Source organism: Streptomyces sp. M41(2017) (assembly GCF_002078175.1).
Classification (GTDB): domain Bacteria; phylum Actinomycetota; class Actinomycetes; order Streptomycetales; family Streptomycetaceae; genus Streptomyces.
The window spans coordinates 978,269-992,644 of record NZ_MWFK01000001.1 but is presented as its reverse complement, the minus strand read 5'-3'; the positions used below and the strand labels follow the sequence as shown (position 1 = coordinate 992,644).

The following is a 14,376-nucleotide window of genomic DNA, read 5'->3' as shown; positions in this document are numbered from 1 at the left end:
GGGGCTCCTGGGAGCCCGGCGCTCAGAACCCGGCGATCGGGTTCCTCAGGGTGCCGATCAGCTGGAGCGCGCCCGACGGGTCCGCCAGGTCCACCATCTGCCGGTTGTCCCGCAGCTGGAGCCGGTTGAGACAGGACAGCGCGAACTCGGGGGCGAACAGGTCGTACTGCCGGAACCTGTCCTCCAGTTCCGGCGTCGCCTCCTGATAGGCACGCACCGACTCGGCGACCGTGCGCCAGAAGTCGTCCTCGTCGAGGATGCCCTCGGCCGCCAACTGCGCCGCCAGGAAGCGGAAGTAGCAGTCGAAGACGTCCGTGAAGACGGACAGCAGCTTCTGGTCCTCGGGGACCTCGACGCGGATGCGCTCGACCGCGGGCGGCAGCACCGCCTGCGGGTCCAGCACCGCGATCTCCTCGGCGATGTCCTTGTAGACCGCCCGCCGCACCGCCCCGTCCTCCAGCACCAGGATGACGTTCTCGCCGTGCGGCATGTAGACGAGGTCGTACGCGTAGAAGCTGTGCAGCAGCGGAGTGAGGTAGGCGCGCAGGTAGTCGCGCAGCCACTCCACCGGCGTCTGCCCCGACCGCTCGATCAGCGCGCCCGCGAAGGACGCGCCCTCGTGGTCGACGTGCACGAGGGACGCCATCGTGGCGAGGCTCTCGCCCTCCTGGAGCGAGGACACCGGGCTCTCGCGCCACAGCGCGGCCAGCATCTTGCGGTACGGGGAGTACCGGTCGGTGGCGGCCTCGTACTCCAGATGCCGGTAGCCGACGGCGGCCCGCTCGCGGATGATCGACAGACCCGTCGACTTCAGCACCGGGTCGTTCTCGATCAGCTGCGCCAGCCAGTCGTTGATGGCCGGGGTCGCCTCCATGTACGCCGCGGACAGACCGCGCATGAAGCCCATGTTGATGACGCTCAGCGCCGTCTTCACATAGTGCTTCTCGGGGTGCGACGTGTTGAAGAACGTCCGGATCGACTGCTGCGCGAGGTACTCGTCGTCGCCCTCGCCGAGGCAGACCAGGTGCCGCTGGGCGACCTCGGCGGCGAAGGTCACGGACAGCTTGTTCCACCACTGCCAGGGGTGGACGGGGATGAGCAGGTAGTCCTCCGGGTCGAGACCCTGTCCGGACAGCGTGCCGGCGAACCGCTCGACCGTCTCCGCGCCCAGCTCGTCGCGCACGAACGACTCGTACGCGATGCCGACACCGGCCGTGAACGCGGCCCGCGAGCGGTGCGCGGCCAGCCACACCAGCCGGACCGGGCTCGCGGTCTCGGGGGCGTAGGCGAGGTACTCGTGCACCCCGAAGCCGAGCCGCCCGTTGTTGGCGACGAAGCAGGGGTGGCCCTCGGTCATGCCGGTCTCGATGGCCTGGAAGCCGGCGCCCGCCAGCTCACGGACGGGGATCTGCGGCTTGGTGAGCTTGAAGCAGGTACCGGAGAGCGTGGAGGAGATCTCCTCCAGGTAGACCGGCAGGATCTCGTCGCTCAGCCCCAGCGACGCCTTCAGCTCGATGAAGAAGTCCAGCGCGGCCAGGGGGAGTTCGACGCCGTCGCGGTGCCGGGTGATGGACTCGGCGTCCACCTGCCAGTGGTCCAGCGCGCGCCGGACGGCGGCGTAGCGGTAGCGGGTCTGTCCGTCGTCGCCGCGGACCTCGTAGCGGCCGTCCGGCAGCAGCTCCGGGGTGATCAGCCGCTCGTGGGCGAACTCGGCCAGCGCCTTGCGGACGAGGAGGCGGTTGGCGGTGGCCCAGCGCTCGGGGGAGAGGTGGGCGACGCTGTCGGCGAGGGTCATGCCGCCACCGCCTTCTCGAACCGCTCCCGGGTGCAGAAACTCAGCAGCGCCCGCTTCTCCGGCTTCTGGATCTCCCGCTCCGGCACGAAGCCGACGGCCTCGTTCAGCGCGTGCACCGCCTTGTTGTCCACGTCGGGCTCCACGACGACCCGGCGGGTGGCCGGGTCGGCGAACAGGTCCTCCATCACCGCGGTGATGACGGCACGGGTGAAGCCGTGCACGGGGGTGTCGCTCGGCGCGACCAGGAAGTGCATGCCGACGTCACCGGGCTCGGGCTCGTACAGGCCGACGAGTTCGATGTGGCGGGGGTCGTAGCGCTCCATCAGGAAGACGGGCTCGCCGTCCAGCAGGCCGAGGTACGCGTGGTGGTGCTCGCTGGCCGCTATGGCCATGTACTCGCGCTCCACGTCGTGCAGTTTCGCCTCCTGCATCATCCAGAAGGCGGCCTTCGGATGCGTCACCCAGCGGTGCAGCAGCGGGGCGTCCTCGACGGGGTCGAGGGGACGGATGTCGAACGTGCCGACCTGAGCGACGGCGGTCATCGGGAACTCCTTGTGCTTTTTCGTGAGAACGACACCATGCCGATGTCAACGCGGCTACCGTTTAGAGAGTGGAGGCAACGCACGCGAAGCGGGCATTCAAGTACCGCTTCTATCCAACGACGGAGCAGGCTTGTGAGCTGCTTCGTACGTTCGGGTGTGTCCGCAAGGTCTACAACATGGCGTTGGAGGCCCGTAGTCGGGCCTGGATGGACGAGCAACGGCGGATTTCCTATGGGGAAACCTCTTCGATGCTTACGGGGTGGAAGAAAACGGAGGGGCTCGCGTTCCTGGCCGAGGTTTCGTCGGTCCCACTGCAGCAGTCTTTGAGACACTTGCAGGCGGCTTTTTCCGGGTTCTTCAGCAAACGTGCCAAGTATCCACGATTCAAATCCAGAAATAAGTCGCGGGCGGCAGCTGAATACACCAGGTCGGCTTTCACCTGGCGCAATGATCAATTGACGCTTGCCAAAATGAGTGCCCCGCTCGCCATCCGCTGGTCTCGACCCCTGCCTGAGGGCGCTGCGCCCAGTACGGTCACTGTGTCCCTGGACGCGGCCGGGCGATGGTTTGTGTCCATTCTGGTGGACGACCCCGGAGTTCGGGCTCTTCCCTCCTCGAACAGTGCGATCGGTATCGATCTCGGAATCAGCTCCCTCGCGACCCTCTCCACGGGGGAGAAGATTCCCAACCCGGCCTTTCACCGGAGGGAGGGGGCTCGCCTGGCCGCCGCTCATAGAGGCCTTGCCCGTAAAGAGAAGGGCTCCAGAAACTACGGGAAGGCTCGTGTGAAGGCGGCGAGAATCAATGCGAGGATCGCAAGCCGGCGACGGGACTTCCTGCACAAGCTGTCCACTCGACTCGTCCAGGAGAACCAACTGGTCGTGATCGAGGATCTCCCCGTTCGCAACTTGATGAGCAACAGAGCTCTGGCCGCGGCGATCGCCAATGCCTCGTGGGCGGAATTGCGGACGATGCTGGAGTACAAGTGTGCTTGGTACGGGCGTGAACTCGTTGTGATCGACCGCTTCTTCCCGTCGAGCAAGATGTGTTTCGAGTGCGGCCTGATTCGAAGAGTGCTGCCGCTTGGCGTCCGGAGGTGGGTGTGCGAGGGCTGCGGGACCCTGCACGACCGCGACCACAATGCCGCTGAGAATATTCTGGCCGCCGGACGGGCGGTATCGGCCTGTGGAGCTGGTGTAAGGCCTCAACGGAGTTCCTCCGGACGGGCAGTCGGCGATGAAGCAGGAAAGACCATGGCGCGAGCTGTGGGAGCCCCCACCACACCGGGTGGGGGCAGACGTCAAACGGAGAACTCCTGGAACGCGATGGTCTTCTCGACCGGGTAGTACTCGGTGCCGAGCAGTTCTCGGATGATGTACGCGTTGCGGTACGCGCCCATGCCGAGGTCGGGCGAGGTGATGGAGTGGGTGTGGGCGCCCGCGTTCTGCAGGAAGATCCCGCGTCCCGTGGTGTCGATGGCGTAGTTGCGGGCCACGTCGAAGTTGCCCTGGCTGTCGTAGCGCAGCCGGTCGCGGACCGGGGCGAGGAACGCCGGCTCCGTGTAGCGGTAGCCCGTGGCGAGGATCAGGCCCTCGGAGTGCAGCTCGTAGTCCTTGACCTGCTCCTGCTGGCGCAGGCCCAGCGTGTACGTGCCGTTCTCGTGGCGCACCGACTCCAGCGCGGAGTTGGTGAGGAGCCGCGCGGGGACCGGGCCGCCGAGGTTCTTCTGGTAGAGCAGGTCGAAGATCTCGTTGATCAGGTCGCCGTCGATGCCCTTGAACAGGCCCTTCTGCTCGGCCTGGAGGCGGTAGCGGGTCGGCTCGGGCAGCGCGTGGAAGTAGTCGATGTACTCCGGAGAGGTCATCTCCAGGGTGAGCTTGGTGTATTCGAGCGGGAAGAAGCGCGGCGAGCGGGTCACCCAGTTCAGCCGGTAGCCGTGCACGTCGATCTCGCCCAGCAGGTCGAGGAAGATCTCCGCGGCCGACTGGCCGCTGCCGACCAGGGTGATGGACTCCTTGGCCTGGAGCTCCGCCTTGTTCTGGAGGTAGCGGGAGTTGTGGATGTAGTCGCCGCCGAGGCCCGCGCAGGCCTCCGGTACGTAGGGCTGGGTGCCGGTGCCGAGGACCAGGTGCCGGGCGCGGTACACCTCGCCGGCCTCCGTCCGTACGACGTACACCTCGTCCTCGTACGTCACCTCGGCGACCGTCGTCCCGAAGCGGACGCTGCTCAGCTTGTTCGCGGCCCAGCGGCAGTAGTCGTCGTACTCGACGCGCAGCGGGTAGAAGTTCTCGCGGATGTAGAACGAGTACAGGCGGCCGGATTCCTTCAGATAGCTGAGGAAGGAGTACGGGGACGTCGGGTCGGCGAGGGTGACGAGGTCCGACATGAACGGGGTCTGGAGGTGCGCGCCCTCCAGGAACATCCCGGAGTGCCACTCGAAGTTCGGCTTCGACTCCAGGAAGACGCCGTCGAGTCCGGCGATCGGTTCGGTCAGGCAGGCGAGGCCGAGGTTGAAGGGCCCGAGCCCGATCCCCACGAAGTCGTGGGTCTTGTCCGTGGTGTCAGCAGGCGCGGTCAAGGGAGTCTCCCAGGTACTGCTCGGCGTGGCCGGCGATCAGGTCGAGGACGGCGGCGATGTCGTCCACCGTCGTCTCGGGGTTGAGCAACGTGAACTTCAGGTAGTGGCGTCCGCCGACCTTGGTGCCCGCGACGACGGCGTCACCGGAGGCGAACAGGGCCTTGCGGGCGTACAGGTTGGCGCGGTCGATCTCGGCCGGGTCGGTGACGCCGGACGGGACGACGCGGAAGACGAGGGTGGAGAGCGAGGGTTCGACCACGACGTCGAAGCGCGGGTCGGCGGCGAGCAGTTCCCAGCCCCGCACGGCCAGGTCGCACACTTCGTCGAAGAGTTCGCCGATGCCGTCGGCGCCCATCACCCGCAGCGTCATCCACAGCTTGAGGGCGTCGAAGCGGCGGGTGGTCTGGAGGGACTTGTCGACCTGGTTGGGGATGCGCTCCTCGACCATCCGGCGCGGGTTGAGGTACTCCGCGTGGTAGGTCGCGTGCCGCAGGGTGGCCACGTCGCGGACCAGCAGGGCCGAGGAACTCACGGGCTGGAAGAAGGACTTGTGGTAGTCGACGGTGACGGAGTCGGCGCGCTCGATGCCGTCGATGCGGCCGCGGTTCCTCAGCGAGGCGAGCAGGCCGCAGCCGTAGGCCGCGTCCACATGCATCCAGGTCCCGAACTGCGAGCAGAGTTCGGCGACTTCGGGCAGGGGGTCGATGGAGCCGAAGTCGGTGGTGCCGGCGGTGGCGACGACGGCCATGGGGACGAGGCCGCTCTCCTTGCAGCGCTCCAGCTCCCGGGCGAGGGCGAGCGTCTGCATGCGCTTGTCGTGGTCGACGGGGATCGAGACGACGGCGTCGGGGCCGAGGCCGAGGAGTTTGGCGGACTTCCTGACGCTGAAGTGGCTCACCTCGGAGGCGAAGATCCGCAGGTCGGCGAGGTGGTCCGACTTGGCCTCCTCGCGGGCCAGGAGGAGCGCCTGGAGGTTGGACTGGCTGCCGCCGCTGGTGAACACGCCGTCGGCGGAGGGGCCGAAGCCGATGCGCTCGTTCGTCCAGTCGATGAGCTTGCGCTCGATGAGGGTGCCGCCGGCCGACTGGTCCCAGGTGTCCAGGGAGGAGTTGACGGCGGAGAGCACGGCTTCGCCGAGCACGGCCGGGATGACGACCGGGCAGTTGAGGTGGGCGAGGTAGCGGGGGTGGTGGAAGTAGATCGCGTCCTGGAGGTAGACCTCCTCCAGTTCGTCGAGGACGGCCGTCGTGTCGTGGAGAGGCTTGTCGAGGTCGATCCCCTCGATGCGGGGAGTGAGGTCGTCGACCGTGACACCCGTGAACGGGCGGGTGGTGGTGGCGAGTTTGGCCGCCACCCGCTCGACGCCTTCGGTCACGGAGCGGCGGTACCGGTCCGCGGTGGTGTCGTTGAGCAGGTGCGAGCGCATGTGGGGGTCCTCCGTGCGGGGGAGAGTCCGAGCGGGACAGAGAAAGGGCGGGTCGCGACGTTCGACTTAGGTTAGCCTAACCTAAGTCGATCACGCGTCCCGCCCGGTCCTGCCCCCGCCCGGCGTGACATACGCCTCGTCCGAGTCACCGAAGAGGCGTGTGCCGTGCGGTCAACTACTCTCCGCTGTCCCGCAGTTGTTCCTCCGTCAGCCCCTGTCGCCAGTAGCCGACGAAGGTGACCCGGCGGCGGTCGACGCCCCGTTCGCGCACGAGATGTCTGCGCAGTTCCTTCACACGGCCGGACTCTCCGGCGATCCAGGCGTACGGTGCCCCGGCGGCCGGGAGCGGGGCCGCCCGCACCGCGTCGAGGCCCATGGAGGCCTCCGCGCCGACGTGTCCGTCCCGTACGAGCCAGGTGATCTCGGCGTCGGCCGCCGTCACCGGTTCCTGGATGTCCTCGGCGTGCTGGACCTCCAGCCAGGCCCGTACGCGCAGTCCCGCCGGGAGCGATTCGAGGATGGCGCAGGCGGCGGGCAGGGCCGTCTCGTCGCCCCACAGGACCACCAGGTCGGTGTCGGCCGGCGGCCGGAAGCGGATGGCCCGGTTGTCCGCGAGGGCGGGACCGAGCAGGACGACCCGGTCGCCGGTGCGCGCGCCGGACGCCCAGCGCGAGGCGGGCCCCGCGGGGACGGCGGCACCCGGTTCCGTGCCGTGCAGCACGAAGTCGATGTCGATCTCGGTGGGCCCGCCGGGCTCGCGGCGCAGGGAGCGCAGGGTGTACGAGCGCATCACGGCCCGGACGTCGTCGGGGAGTTCACGCCATCCCTGCCACCAGCCCTCTCCGAGCTCGGCCGGCACGGCCGGCTCGCTCTGGCCGGGGTGCGGCAGGAAGAGGGACAGGGACTGGTCGCGCCCGTCGGAGTGGAACGCCTCCAGGTCGGGCCCGCCGAAGGTCACCCGGACCAGAGACGGACCGAGCCGCCTCGTCCGTACGACCCGGAGGGAGAAGAAACGGAACGGGGCGGCTACGGCCGTCGTCATGCATGCTCCTGAGTGATCGTCAGGGGGTCACGGTCGGCGGGTGGCGCCGGGGTGTCAGGCGACCTTCTTGGCGTTCTCGATGGCCTCGGCGAGCCGGTCGAGGATCGGGGTGCACTTGTCGTACGACAGGATCGGCTCGGGGGTGCGCGCGATGACCTGGCCGGCCTTGACGGCGGGCAGCTTCTTCCAGGTGGCCTCGGTGATGTCGGCCGGCTGGATGGTCGAGGTGCGGTCGTCCATGATGATGACGTCGGCCGGGTACTTGTCGACGTTCTCCCAGCTCAGGTTCTCGAACCAGCCGCCGCTGGCCTTCAGGGCCTTGGCGGAGGGCTCGACGATGTTCACGCCGAGGGCCTTGAAGTACTCCAGGTCGATGGAGAGGTTGGAGCCGGAGACGTAGAAGATGTCCTGGCTCGCGCTGCCCGCGAGGACCTTGATCTCCGGGCGGGCCTTGGCGGCCTTGCGCAGCCGCTCGGCGGCCGTCTCGAACTTCTTCTTCGCCTCGACGATCTTCGCGGACTTCACGTCGGCGCCGAGTGACTCGGCCAGCGCCAGCATCCGCTGGAGCGGCTGCGGCATCTGCACGTCGAAGACGGAGACGCCGACGCTCGGGGCCAGCTTGAGGATCTTGTCCTTGGACTCCTCGGGGACGTACCAGAGGGTGCCCGCGGCGTCGAACATGGTGGAGATCAGGACGTCGGGAGCCAGACCCGCGTACTTCTCGATGTTGAACTGGCCCCACTCGTTGCCGAGCACGGTCAGCTTGCTGACGTCCATGTCGCCGGCCTGGACGTCGGCCTTGCCGTCCTTGGTCGTCGTCGGGCCGAAGACGCCCTTGACCTCGATGCCGTAGTCGAAGAGGGCGGCGGCGACACCGGTGAACGCGACGATGTTCGCCGGGGCCTTGTCCAGCTTCACCGTGGTGCCGCGGTCGTCCTTGAACGTCCACGGGCCGGACTTGGCGCTGGCCTTCGCCGCGTCCGAGCCACCGTTCTTCGAGGCGTCGTCGTCGCCACAGGCGGCGAGGACGGCGCCGAGGCCGAGGGCGCCGCCCGCGGCGAGGATGCCGCGACGGGTGAGGTGGGTGGCACGGGCGTTGGACATGAGTGTGACTGCTTTCGGCACGGGGCGGCGAAACGCCCGCCGGACAAGTTCGAAGGTAGGTTAGCCTAACCTCATCAACTGTCCAGCGGGCGGGGTACCTCGTGGCGGGACGCAACGGGCGGAACGTCACGGACCGCCCGGCTCGCGGGGCTGCCGAGCCCCGGAGGTCCGGGGGTCAGCCCGTGAGCCCCAACTCCCGGGCGATCAGCATGCGCTGGACCTCGCTGGTGCCCTCGCCGATCTCCAGGATCTTGGAGTCGCGCCACATACGGGCCACCGGGTACTCGTTCATGAAGCCGTAGCCGCCGTGGACCTGGGTGGCGTCCCGGGCGTTGTCGACGGCGATCGTGGAGGAGTACAGCTTGGCGATCGCCGCCTCCTTCTTGAACGGCTCGCCCGCGACGAGGCGGGACGCGGCGTCGCGCCATCCCACGCGGGCCATGTGGGCCTTCATCTCCATGTCGGCGATCTTGAACTGGATCGCCTGGTTGGCGCCGATCGGCCGCCCGAACGCGTGCCGCTCCTTGGCGTAGCGCACCGACTCGTCCACACAGCCCTGCGCGAGCCCGGTGGCCAGCGCGGCGATGGCGATCCGGCCCTCGTCCAGGATGCGAAGGAACTGGGCGTAGCCGCGGCCCGCCTCACCGAGCAGGTTCGCCGCGGGGACGCGCACGTCGGCGAAGGACAGCTCGCGGGTGTCCGAGGCGTTCCAGCCGACCTTCGAGTACGGGGCGGCGACCGTGAAGCCCGGGGTGCCCGAGGGGACGATGATCGCGGAGATCAGCGGCTTCCCGTCGGGCTTGCGGCCGGTGACCGCGGTGACCGTCACCAGGCCGGTGATGTCCGTACCGGAGTTGGTGATGAAGCACTTGCTGCCGTTGATGACCCACTCGTCGGTGTCGGGGTCGAGCCGGGCCGTCGTCCGGGTCGCGCCCGCGTCCGAGCCGCCGTCGGGCTCCGTCAGGCCGAACGCGCCGAGGATCTCGCCGGAGCAGAGCCGGGGCAGCCACTCGGCCTTCTGGGCCTCCGTGCCGAACAGGTGGATCGGCATGGCGCCCAGCGAGACGCCCGCCTCCAGGGTGATGGCCACGGACGAGTCGACCCGGGCCAGCTCCTCCAGGGCGACACCGAGGGCGAGGTAGTCGCCGCCCATGCCGCCGTACTCCTCGGGGAACGGCAGGCCGAACAGGCCCATGCGGCCCATCTCCCGCACGATCTCGTACGGGAACTCGTGCCGCTCGTAGAAGTCGCCGATCTTGGGGGCGACGACGTCGTGCGCGAACTCCTCCACCGTGCGGCGGAGCTCCTCGAGTTCGGGGGAGAGGCGGTGGTCCAGCGACATGGGGATCACTCCTGGTGGGACTGAGTCGAGTTACCGAGCGCTTTGACGGTGCGGGACGGGCTGGGTCGGCCCAGTCGTCCGGCCATCCACACGCTGGTGGCGGTGAGGCGGCCGAGGTCGACCCCGGTGTCGATACCGAGGCCCTGGAGCATCCACACGAGGTCCTCGGTGGCGAGGTTGCCGGTCGCGGACTTCGCGTACGGGCAGCCGCCGAGGCCGCCCGCGGAGGCGTCCACGGTGCTGACGCCGTGCTGGAGGGCGGCCAGGGTGTTGGACAGTGCCTGGCCGTAGGTGTCGTGGAAGTGCACGCCGATCGCGCTGGTCGGCACGCCCGCCGCGTTCAACCCGGCCAGCAGCGACCCCACATGGCCGGGGGTGGCCACGCCGATCGTGTCGCCGAGGCTCAGCTCGTCGGCGCCCATGTCCATGAGCGCCTTGCAGACCCGGACGACCTGATGGACCGGGACCGGGCCCTCCCACGGATCGCCGAAGCACATCGAGACGTAGGCGCGGACCGTGAGCCGGCCGTCCTTCGCGCGGCGCACCACGGGCTCGAACATGGCGAGCGCCTCGTCGAGGCCGCGGTTCAGATTGGCCCGGGCGAAGGACTCCGTCGCACTGGCGAAGACGGCGACGTGCCGGGCGCCGAGCGCGAGCGCCCGGTCCAGTCCGCGTTCGTTCGGCACGAGGACGGGGAGTGCCACCGGCAGGTCGGACACCTGCGGGAACAGCTGCTCGGCGTCGGCCAGTTGGGGAACCCACTTGGGGTGCACGAAGCTGGTCGCCTCGATGGTGGTCAGTCCCGCGCCGGCGAGGCGGCGGATGAACTCCGCCTTGACCTCCGTGGGCACGGTCGCCTTCTCGTTCTGCAGACCGTCGCGCGCGCCGACCTCGTAGATCCGCACCCGGGCGGGCAGGTCCTCGGCCGGTACGGTCATCGGCAGGCCCCGTTCGGACGTGCTCATGCTGTCTCCGTCTCCTCGGCCGGGGTGACGACCGCGAGGACCTGGTCCATCGCGACGGTGGTGCCCGGCGTGACGTCCAGCTCGCTGACCGTGCCGGCGTGCGGGGCGGAGATGACGTGCTCCATCTTCATCGCCTCGACGACCAGCAGGCTCTGTCCGGCGGTCACCTCGTCGCCGACGGCGACCTTCACGACGGTCACCGTGCCCGGCATCGGGGCGGTCAGCGAGTCGGCCCCGGCGTGCGCGGCGCCGGTCAGCGACGCGGCCACCGGGTCGTGGTCGCGGACGTGCCAGGCGTCGCCGTCACGGCCGATCCAGTCGCCGGCGCGGTGGAAGGTGTGGCGCACCCCGTCGAGGGTCACCGCCACCTGTCCCGCACCGACCGTGTGGGTGCCGCGCGGGGTGTGGACGACGGGGTCGAGGACCCGCAGCGAGAACGTGGCCGGCTTCGGCGTGCCGCCCAGCCGCCAGCCGGTCGGCACGGAGAACGGGTCGGTCCAGCCGTCGCCCGCCGGCGTCAGCCCGTCGAGCCGCACGGCGGCGGCCGCCTCGTACACCTCCTCCGGCACTCCGTCCGGGACCAGGCCGGCCGCCTCGCGCTCGACCAGCCCGGTGTCGAGGTCGCCGGCCACCACGTCCGGGTGGGCCAGCAGTCGGCGCAGGAAGCCCGCGTTGGTCTGGACGCCGAGGGTGACCGTGTCGGCGAGAGCGGCCCGCAGGCGGCGCAGCGCCGTCGGCCGGTCGGGGCCGTACGCGATGACCTTCGAGAGCATCGGGTCGTAGAGGCTGCCCACCTCGGTGCCCTCCGACAGGCCCGAGTCGGTGCGCACCCCGTCGCCCTGGGGCTCGCGCAGCGCGAGCACCGTGCCGCCGGAGGGGAGGAAGCCGCGCGCGGGGTCCTCGGCGCAGATCCGCGCCTCCACGGCGTGCCCGGTGAGGGTGATGTCGTCCTGTCCGTAGGGAAGCGGCTCACCGGCGGCGACCCGCAGCTGCCACTCGACGAGGTCGAGGCCGGTGACCAGCTCGGTGACCGGGTGCTCCACCTGGAGGCGGGTGTTCATCTCCATGAAGTAGTACGACGAGGCGTCGCCGCCCGGGACGATGAACTCGACCGTGCCCGCGCCGCGGTAGCCGCAGGAGCGGGCCGCCTGGACGGCCGCCTCGCCCATCGCGGCCCGGGTGGCGGGGTCGAGGAACACGCTGGGCGCCTCCTCGATGATCTTCTGGTGGCGGCGCTGCAGCGAGCACTCCCGCTCGCCCAGGTGCACCACATGGCCGTGTCCGTCGGCGAGGACCTGGATCTCGATGTGCCGGGGGCGGTCGACCCACCGCTCCACGAGGAGGGTGTCGTCGCCGAAGGAGGCGCGTGCCTCGCGCCGGGCGGCGGCGATCTCCTCGGCGAGGACGGCGGCGTCACGGACCAGGCGCATGCCCTTGCCACCACCGCCCGCGCTCGGCTTCAGGAGCACCGGCACGCCGATCTCGCGGGCCGCCTCGATCAGTTCGTCGTCGGTCAGACCGCTGCCGGAGGAGCCGGGGACGACCGGGACCCCGGCCTTCTTCACGGTCTCCTTGGCGCGGATCTTGTCGCCCATGAGCGAGATCGCCTCGGGGGACGGCCCGATGAACACGAGTCCGGCGTCCGCGCAGGCCTGCGCGAAGGCGGCGTTCTCGGCGAGGAAGCCGTACCCCGGGTGGACGGCCTGGGCGCCGGTCCGGGCCGCCGCCTCCAGCAGCCGCTCCACCGACAGATAGCTCTCGGACGCGGGCGCGGGCCCGATCCGTACGGCCGTGTCGGCCTCCCGGACGTGCCGCGCGTCGGCGTCGGCGTCCGAGAAGACGGCCACCGAGCGCACGCCGAGCGCGCGCAGCGTGCGGATGACCCGTACGGCGATCTCGCCCCGGTTGGCCACAAGTACCGTGTCGAACATGGGTCCCCTCACATCCGGAAGACGCCGAACTGGGGGTCACCCAGGGGCGCGTTGGCACAGGCGGTCAGGGCGAGTCCCAGGACCTGCCGGGTCTCCATCGGGTCGATCACTCCGTCGTCCCAGAGGCGGGCCGTGGCGTAGTAGGCGTTCCCCTGCTGCTCGTACTGCCGGCGGATCGGCGCCTTGAAGTCCTCCTCGTCCGCGGCCGGCCACGACTCGCCGCGTCCCTCCAACTGGTCGCGCTTGACCGTCGCGAGGACCGAGGCGGCCTGCTCGCCGCCCATCACGGAGATCTTCGCGCCGGGCCACATCCACAGGAAGCGCGGCGAGTACGCCCGGCCGCACATCGAGTAGTTGCCCGCTCCGTACGACCCGCCGATCACGACGGTCAGCTTCGGTACGCGTGTGCAGGCGACGGCCGTCACCATCTTGGCGCCGTGCTTGGCGATGCCACCGGCCTCGTACTGCCGGCCGACCATGAAGCCCGAGATGTTCTGGAGGAACACCAGCGGGATGCCGCGCTGGTCGCACAGCTCGATGAAGTGCGCGCCCTTCTGGGCCGACTCGGAGAAGAGGATGCCGTTGTTCGCGACGATGCCGACCGGGTGGCCGTGGATCCGGGCGAACCCGGTGACCAGGGTCTGCCCGAACTCGGCCTTGAACTCGGCGAAGCGGGAACCGTCCACCACGCGCGCGATGACCTCGCGCACGTCGTACGGGGTGCGGGAGTCGACCGGCACCGCGCCGTACAGGCCGGACGGGTCCACCTTGGGCTCGACCGGCTGCTCCACCGACCAGGGCAGCTCCCCGCGCGCGGGGAGGGTGGCCGCGATGTTCCGGACGATCCGCAGGGCGTGCGCGTCGTCCTCCGCGAGGTGGTCGGTGACGCCCGACACACGGGAGTGGACCTCGCCGCCGCCCAGCTCCTCGGCCGTGACGACCTCGCCGGTGGCGGCCTTCACCAGCGGCGGCCCCCCGAGGAAGATCGTGCCCTGACCGCGGACGATCACCGCCTCGTCGCTCATCGCCGGCACGTACGCCCCGCCCGCCGTGCAGGAGCCGAGGACGGCGGCGATCTGCGGGATGCCCGCGCCGGACATCCGGGCCTGGTTGTAGAAGATCCGCCCGAAGTGGTCGCGGTCGGGGAACACATCGTCCTGCATCGGCAGGAAGGCGCCCCCGGAGTCCACGAGGTAGATGCACGGCAGGCGGTTCTCCAGCGCGACCTCCTGGGCGCGCAGGTGCTTCTTGACCGTCATCGGGTAGTACGTGCCGCCCTTGACCGTGGCGTCGTTGGCGACGATCACGCACTCCCGGCCGCTGACGCGGCCGATCCCCGCGACGACGCCGGCGGCCGGGGCCGCCCCGTCGTACATCCCGTCGGCGGCGAGCGGCGCCAGCTCCAGGAAGGGCGAGCCGGGGTCGAGGAGGGTGTCCACGCGGTCGCGGGGCAGCAGCTTTCCGCGCGCGGTGTGCCGGGCGCGCGCCTTCTCGCCGCCGCCGAGCCGCGCCGCGGCCAGCTTGTGGCGCAGCTCCTCGCCCAGCGCGCGGTGCGCGGCCTCGTTGGCCCGCCAGGCCTCCGACGCGGGATCGGCCGCGCTCGTCAGCTCCGGTGCCTCGTGCATCCTGCGGTCCCCTCACCAGGTGGTCG

General features: G+C 69.9%; 11 protein-coding genes. 1 reads left to right on the top strand and 10 read right to left on the bottom strand.

All coding sequences use genetic code 11. From position 1 onward, the window contains the following. Positions 1 to 22: 22 nt before the first annotated feature. Together B0675_RS04370 and B0675_RS04365 are read right to left on the bottom strand one after the other, a co-directional pair. Positions 23 to 1,795 carry an IucA/IucC family siderophore biosynthesis protein gene (locus tag B0675_RS04370; protein WP_081217409.1) on the bottom strand — a complete coding sequence of 591 codons (1,773 nt, stop codon included), beginning with the start codon at positions 1,793 to 1,795 and terminating at the stop codon, positions 23 to 25. Next, positions 1,792 to 2,337, bottom strand: a complete 546-nt coding sequence (locus tag B0675_RS04365) for a GNAT family N-acetyltransferase (RefSeq protein WP_081217408.1) — start codon at positions 2,335 to 2,337, stop codon at positions 1,792 to 1,794. The genes B0675_RS04370 and B0675_RS04365 overlap by 4 nt, the downstream gene beginning before the upstream one ends. A gap of 68 nt (positions 2,338 to 2,405) precedes the next feature. On the opposite strand from B0675_RS04365, the gene B0675_RS04360 reads away from it, so the two are divergent. Then, the gene (locus B0675_RS04360) at positions 2,406 to 3,683 is read left to right on the top strand and encodes a transposase (RefSeq protein ID WP_241539694.1); all 1,278 of its coding nucleotides are present in this window, start codon (positions 2,406 to 2,408) and stop codon (positions 3,681 to 3,683) included. On the opposite strand, the gene B0675_RS04355 is transcribed toward B0675_RS04360, so the two are convergent. From B0675_RS04355 to B0675_RS04320, 8 genes are all read right to left on the bottom strand, one after another. Then, a complete protein-coding gene (locus B0675_RS04355; RefSeq protein ID WP_241539693.1) occupies positions 3,638 to 4,915 on the bottom strand; it encodes a lysine N(6)-hydroxylase/L-ornithine N(5)-oxygenase family protein in 1,278 nt (425 codons plus the stop codon). The genes B0675_RS04360 and B0675_RS04355 overlap by 46 nt on opposite strands. Next, the gene (gene desA / locus B0675_RS04350; protein ID WP_081217407.1) at positions 4,899 to 6,341 is read right to left on the bottom strand and encodes a lysine decarboxylase DesA; all 1,443 of its coding nucleotides are present in this window, start codon (positions 6,339 to 6,341) and stop codon (positions 4,899 to 4,901) included. Before desA ends, B0675_RS04355 begins: the two co-directional genes overlap by 17 nt. Before the next feature lie 175 nt (positions 6,342 to 6,516). Further along, positions 6,517 to 7,383, bottom strand: coding sequence for a siderophore-interacting protein (locus tag B0675_RS04345; RefSeq protein WP_081217406.1), 867 nt, complete (start codon positions 7,381 to 7,383; stop codon positions 6,517 to 6,519). A gap of 54 nt (positions 7,384 to 7,437) precedes the next feature. After that, positions 7,438 to 8,487, bottom strand: a complete 1,050-nt coding sequence (locus B0675_RS04340) for an ABC transporter substrate-binding protein (RefSeq protein WP_081217405.1) — start codon at positions 8,485 to 8,487, stop codon at positions 7,438 to 7,440. A 175-nt stretch (positions 8,488 to 8,662) separates the two neighbouring features. Further along, the gene (locus tag B0675_RS04335; RefSeq protein WP_081221579.1) at positions 8,663 to 9,823 is read right to left on the bottom strand and encodes an acyl-CoA dehydrogenase family protein; all 1,161 of its coding nucleotides are present in this window, start codon (positions 9,821 to 9,823) and stop codon (positions 8,663 to 8,665) included. Between the two features lie 11 nt (positions 9,824 to 9,834). Then, on the bottom strand, positions 9,835 to 10,794 hold the full coding sequence (locus B0675_RS04330) for a hydroxymethylglutaryl-CoA lyase (protein WP_081217404.1): 960 nt from the start codon (positions 10,792 to 10,794) through the stop codon (positions 9,835 to 9,837). Next, positions 10,791 to 12,725 (bottom strand): acetyl-CoA carboxylase biotin carboxylase subunit, encoded by a 1,935-nt coding sequence (locus tag B0675_RS04325; protein WP_081217403.1) that lies wholly within the window; start codon positions 12,723 to 12,725, stop codon positions 10,791 to 10,793. The genes B0675_RS04330 and B0675_RS04325 overlap by 4 nt, the downstream gene beginning before the upstream one ends. An 8-nt stretch (positions 12,726 to 12,733) precedes the next feature. Then, positions 12,734 to 14,350 carry a carboxyl transferase domain-containing protein gene (locus tag B0675_RS04320; RefSeq protein ID WP_081217402.1) on the bottom strand — a complete coding sequence of 539 codons (1,617 nt, stop codon included), beginning with the start codon at positions 14,348 to 14,350 and terminating at the stop codon, positions 12,734 to 12,736. Positions 14,351 to 14,376: the final 26 nt, after the last annotated feature.

Excerpts from the sequence above, each read along its gene's own strand:
- B0675_RS04320 (WP_081217402.1), bottom strand. The coding sequence starts at position 14,350 with ATGCACGAGGCACCGGAGCTGACGAGCGCGGCCGATCCCGCGTCGGAG.
- B0675_RS04330 (WP_081217404.1), bottom strand. The coding sequence starts at position 10,794 with ATGAGCACGTCCGAACGGGGCCTGCCGATGACCGTACCGGCCGAGGAC.
- desA (WP_081217407.1), bottom strand. The coding sequence starts at position 6,341 with ATGCGCTCGCACCTGCTCAACGACACCACCGCGGACCGGTACCGCCGC.
- B0675_RS04365 (WP_081217408.1), bottom strand. The coding sequence starts at position 2,337 with ATGACCGCCGTCGCTCAGGTCGGCACGTTCGACATCCGTCCCCTCGAC.
- B0675_RS04370 (WP_081217409.1), bottom strand. The coding sequence starts at position 1,795 with ATGACCCTCGCCGACAGCGTCGCCCACCTCTCCCCCGAGCGCTGGGCC.
- B0675_RS04325 (WP_081217403.1), bottom strand. The coding sequence starts at position 12,725 with ATGTTCGACACGGTACTTGTGGCCAACCGGGGCGAGATCGCCGTACGG.
- B0675_RS04340 (WP_081217405.1), bottom strand. The coding sequence starts at position 8,487 with ATGTCCAACGCCCGTGCCACCCACCTCACCCGTCGCGGCATCCTCGCC.
- B0675_RS04345 (WP_081217406.1), bottom strand. The coding sequence starts at position 7,383 with ATGACGACGGCCGTAGCCGCCCCGTTCCGTTTCTTCTCCCTCCGGGTC.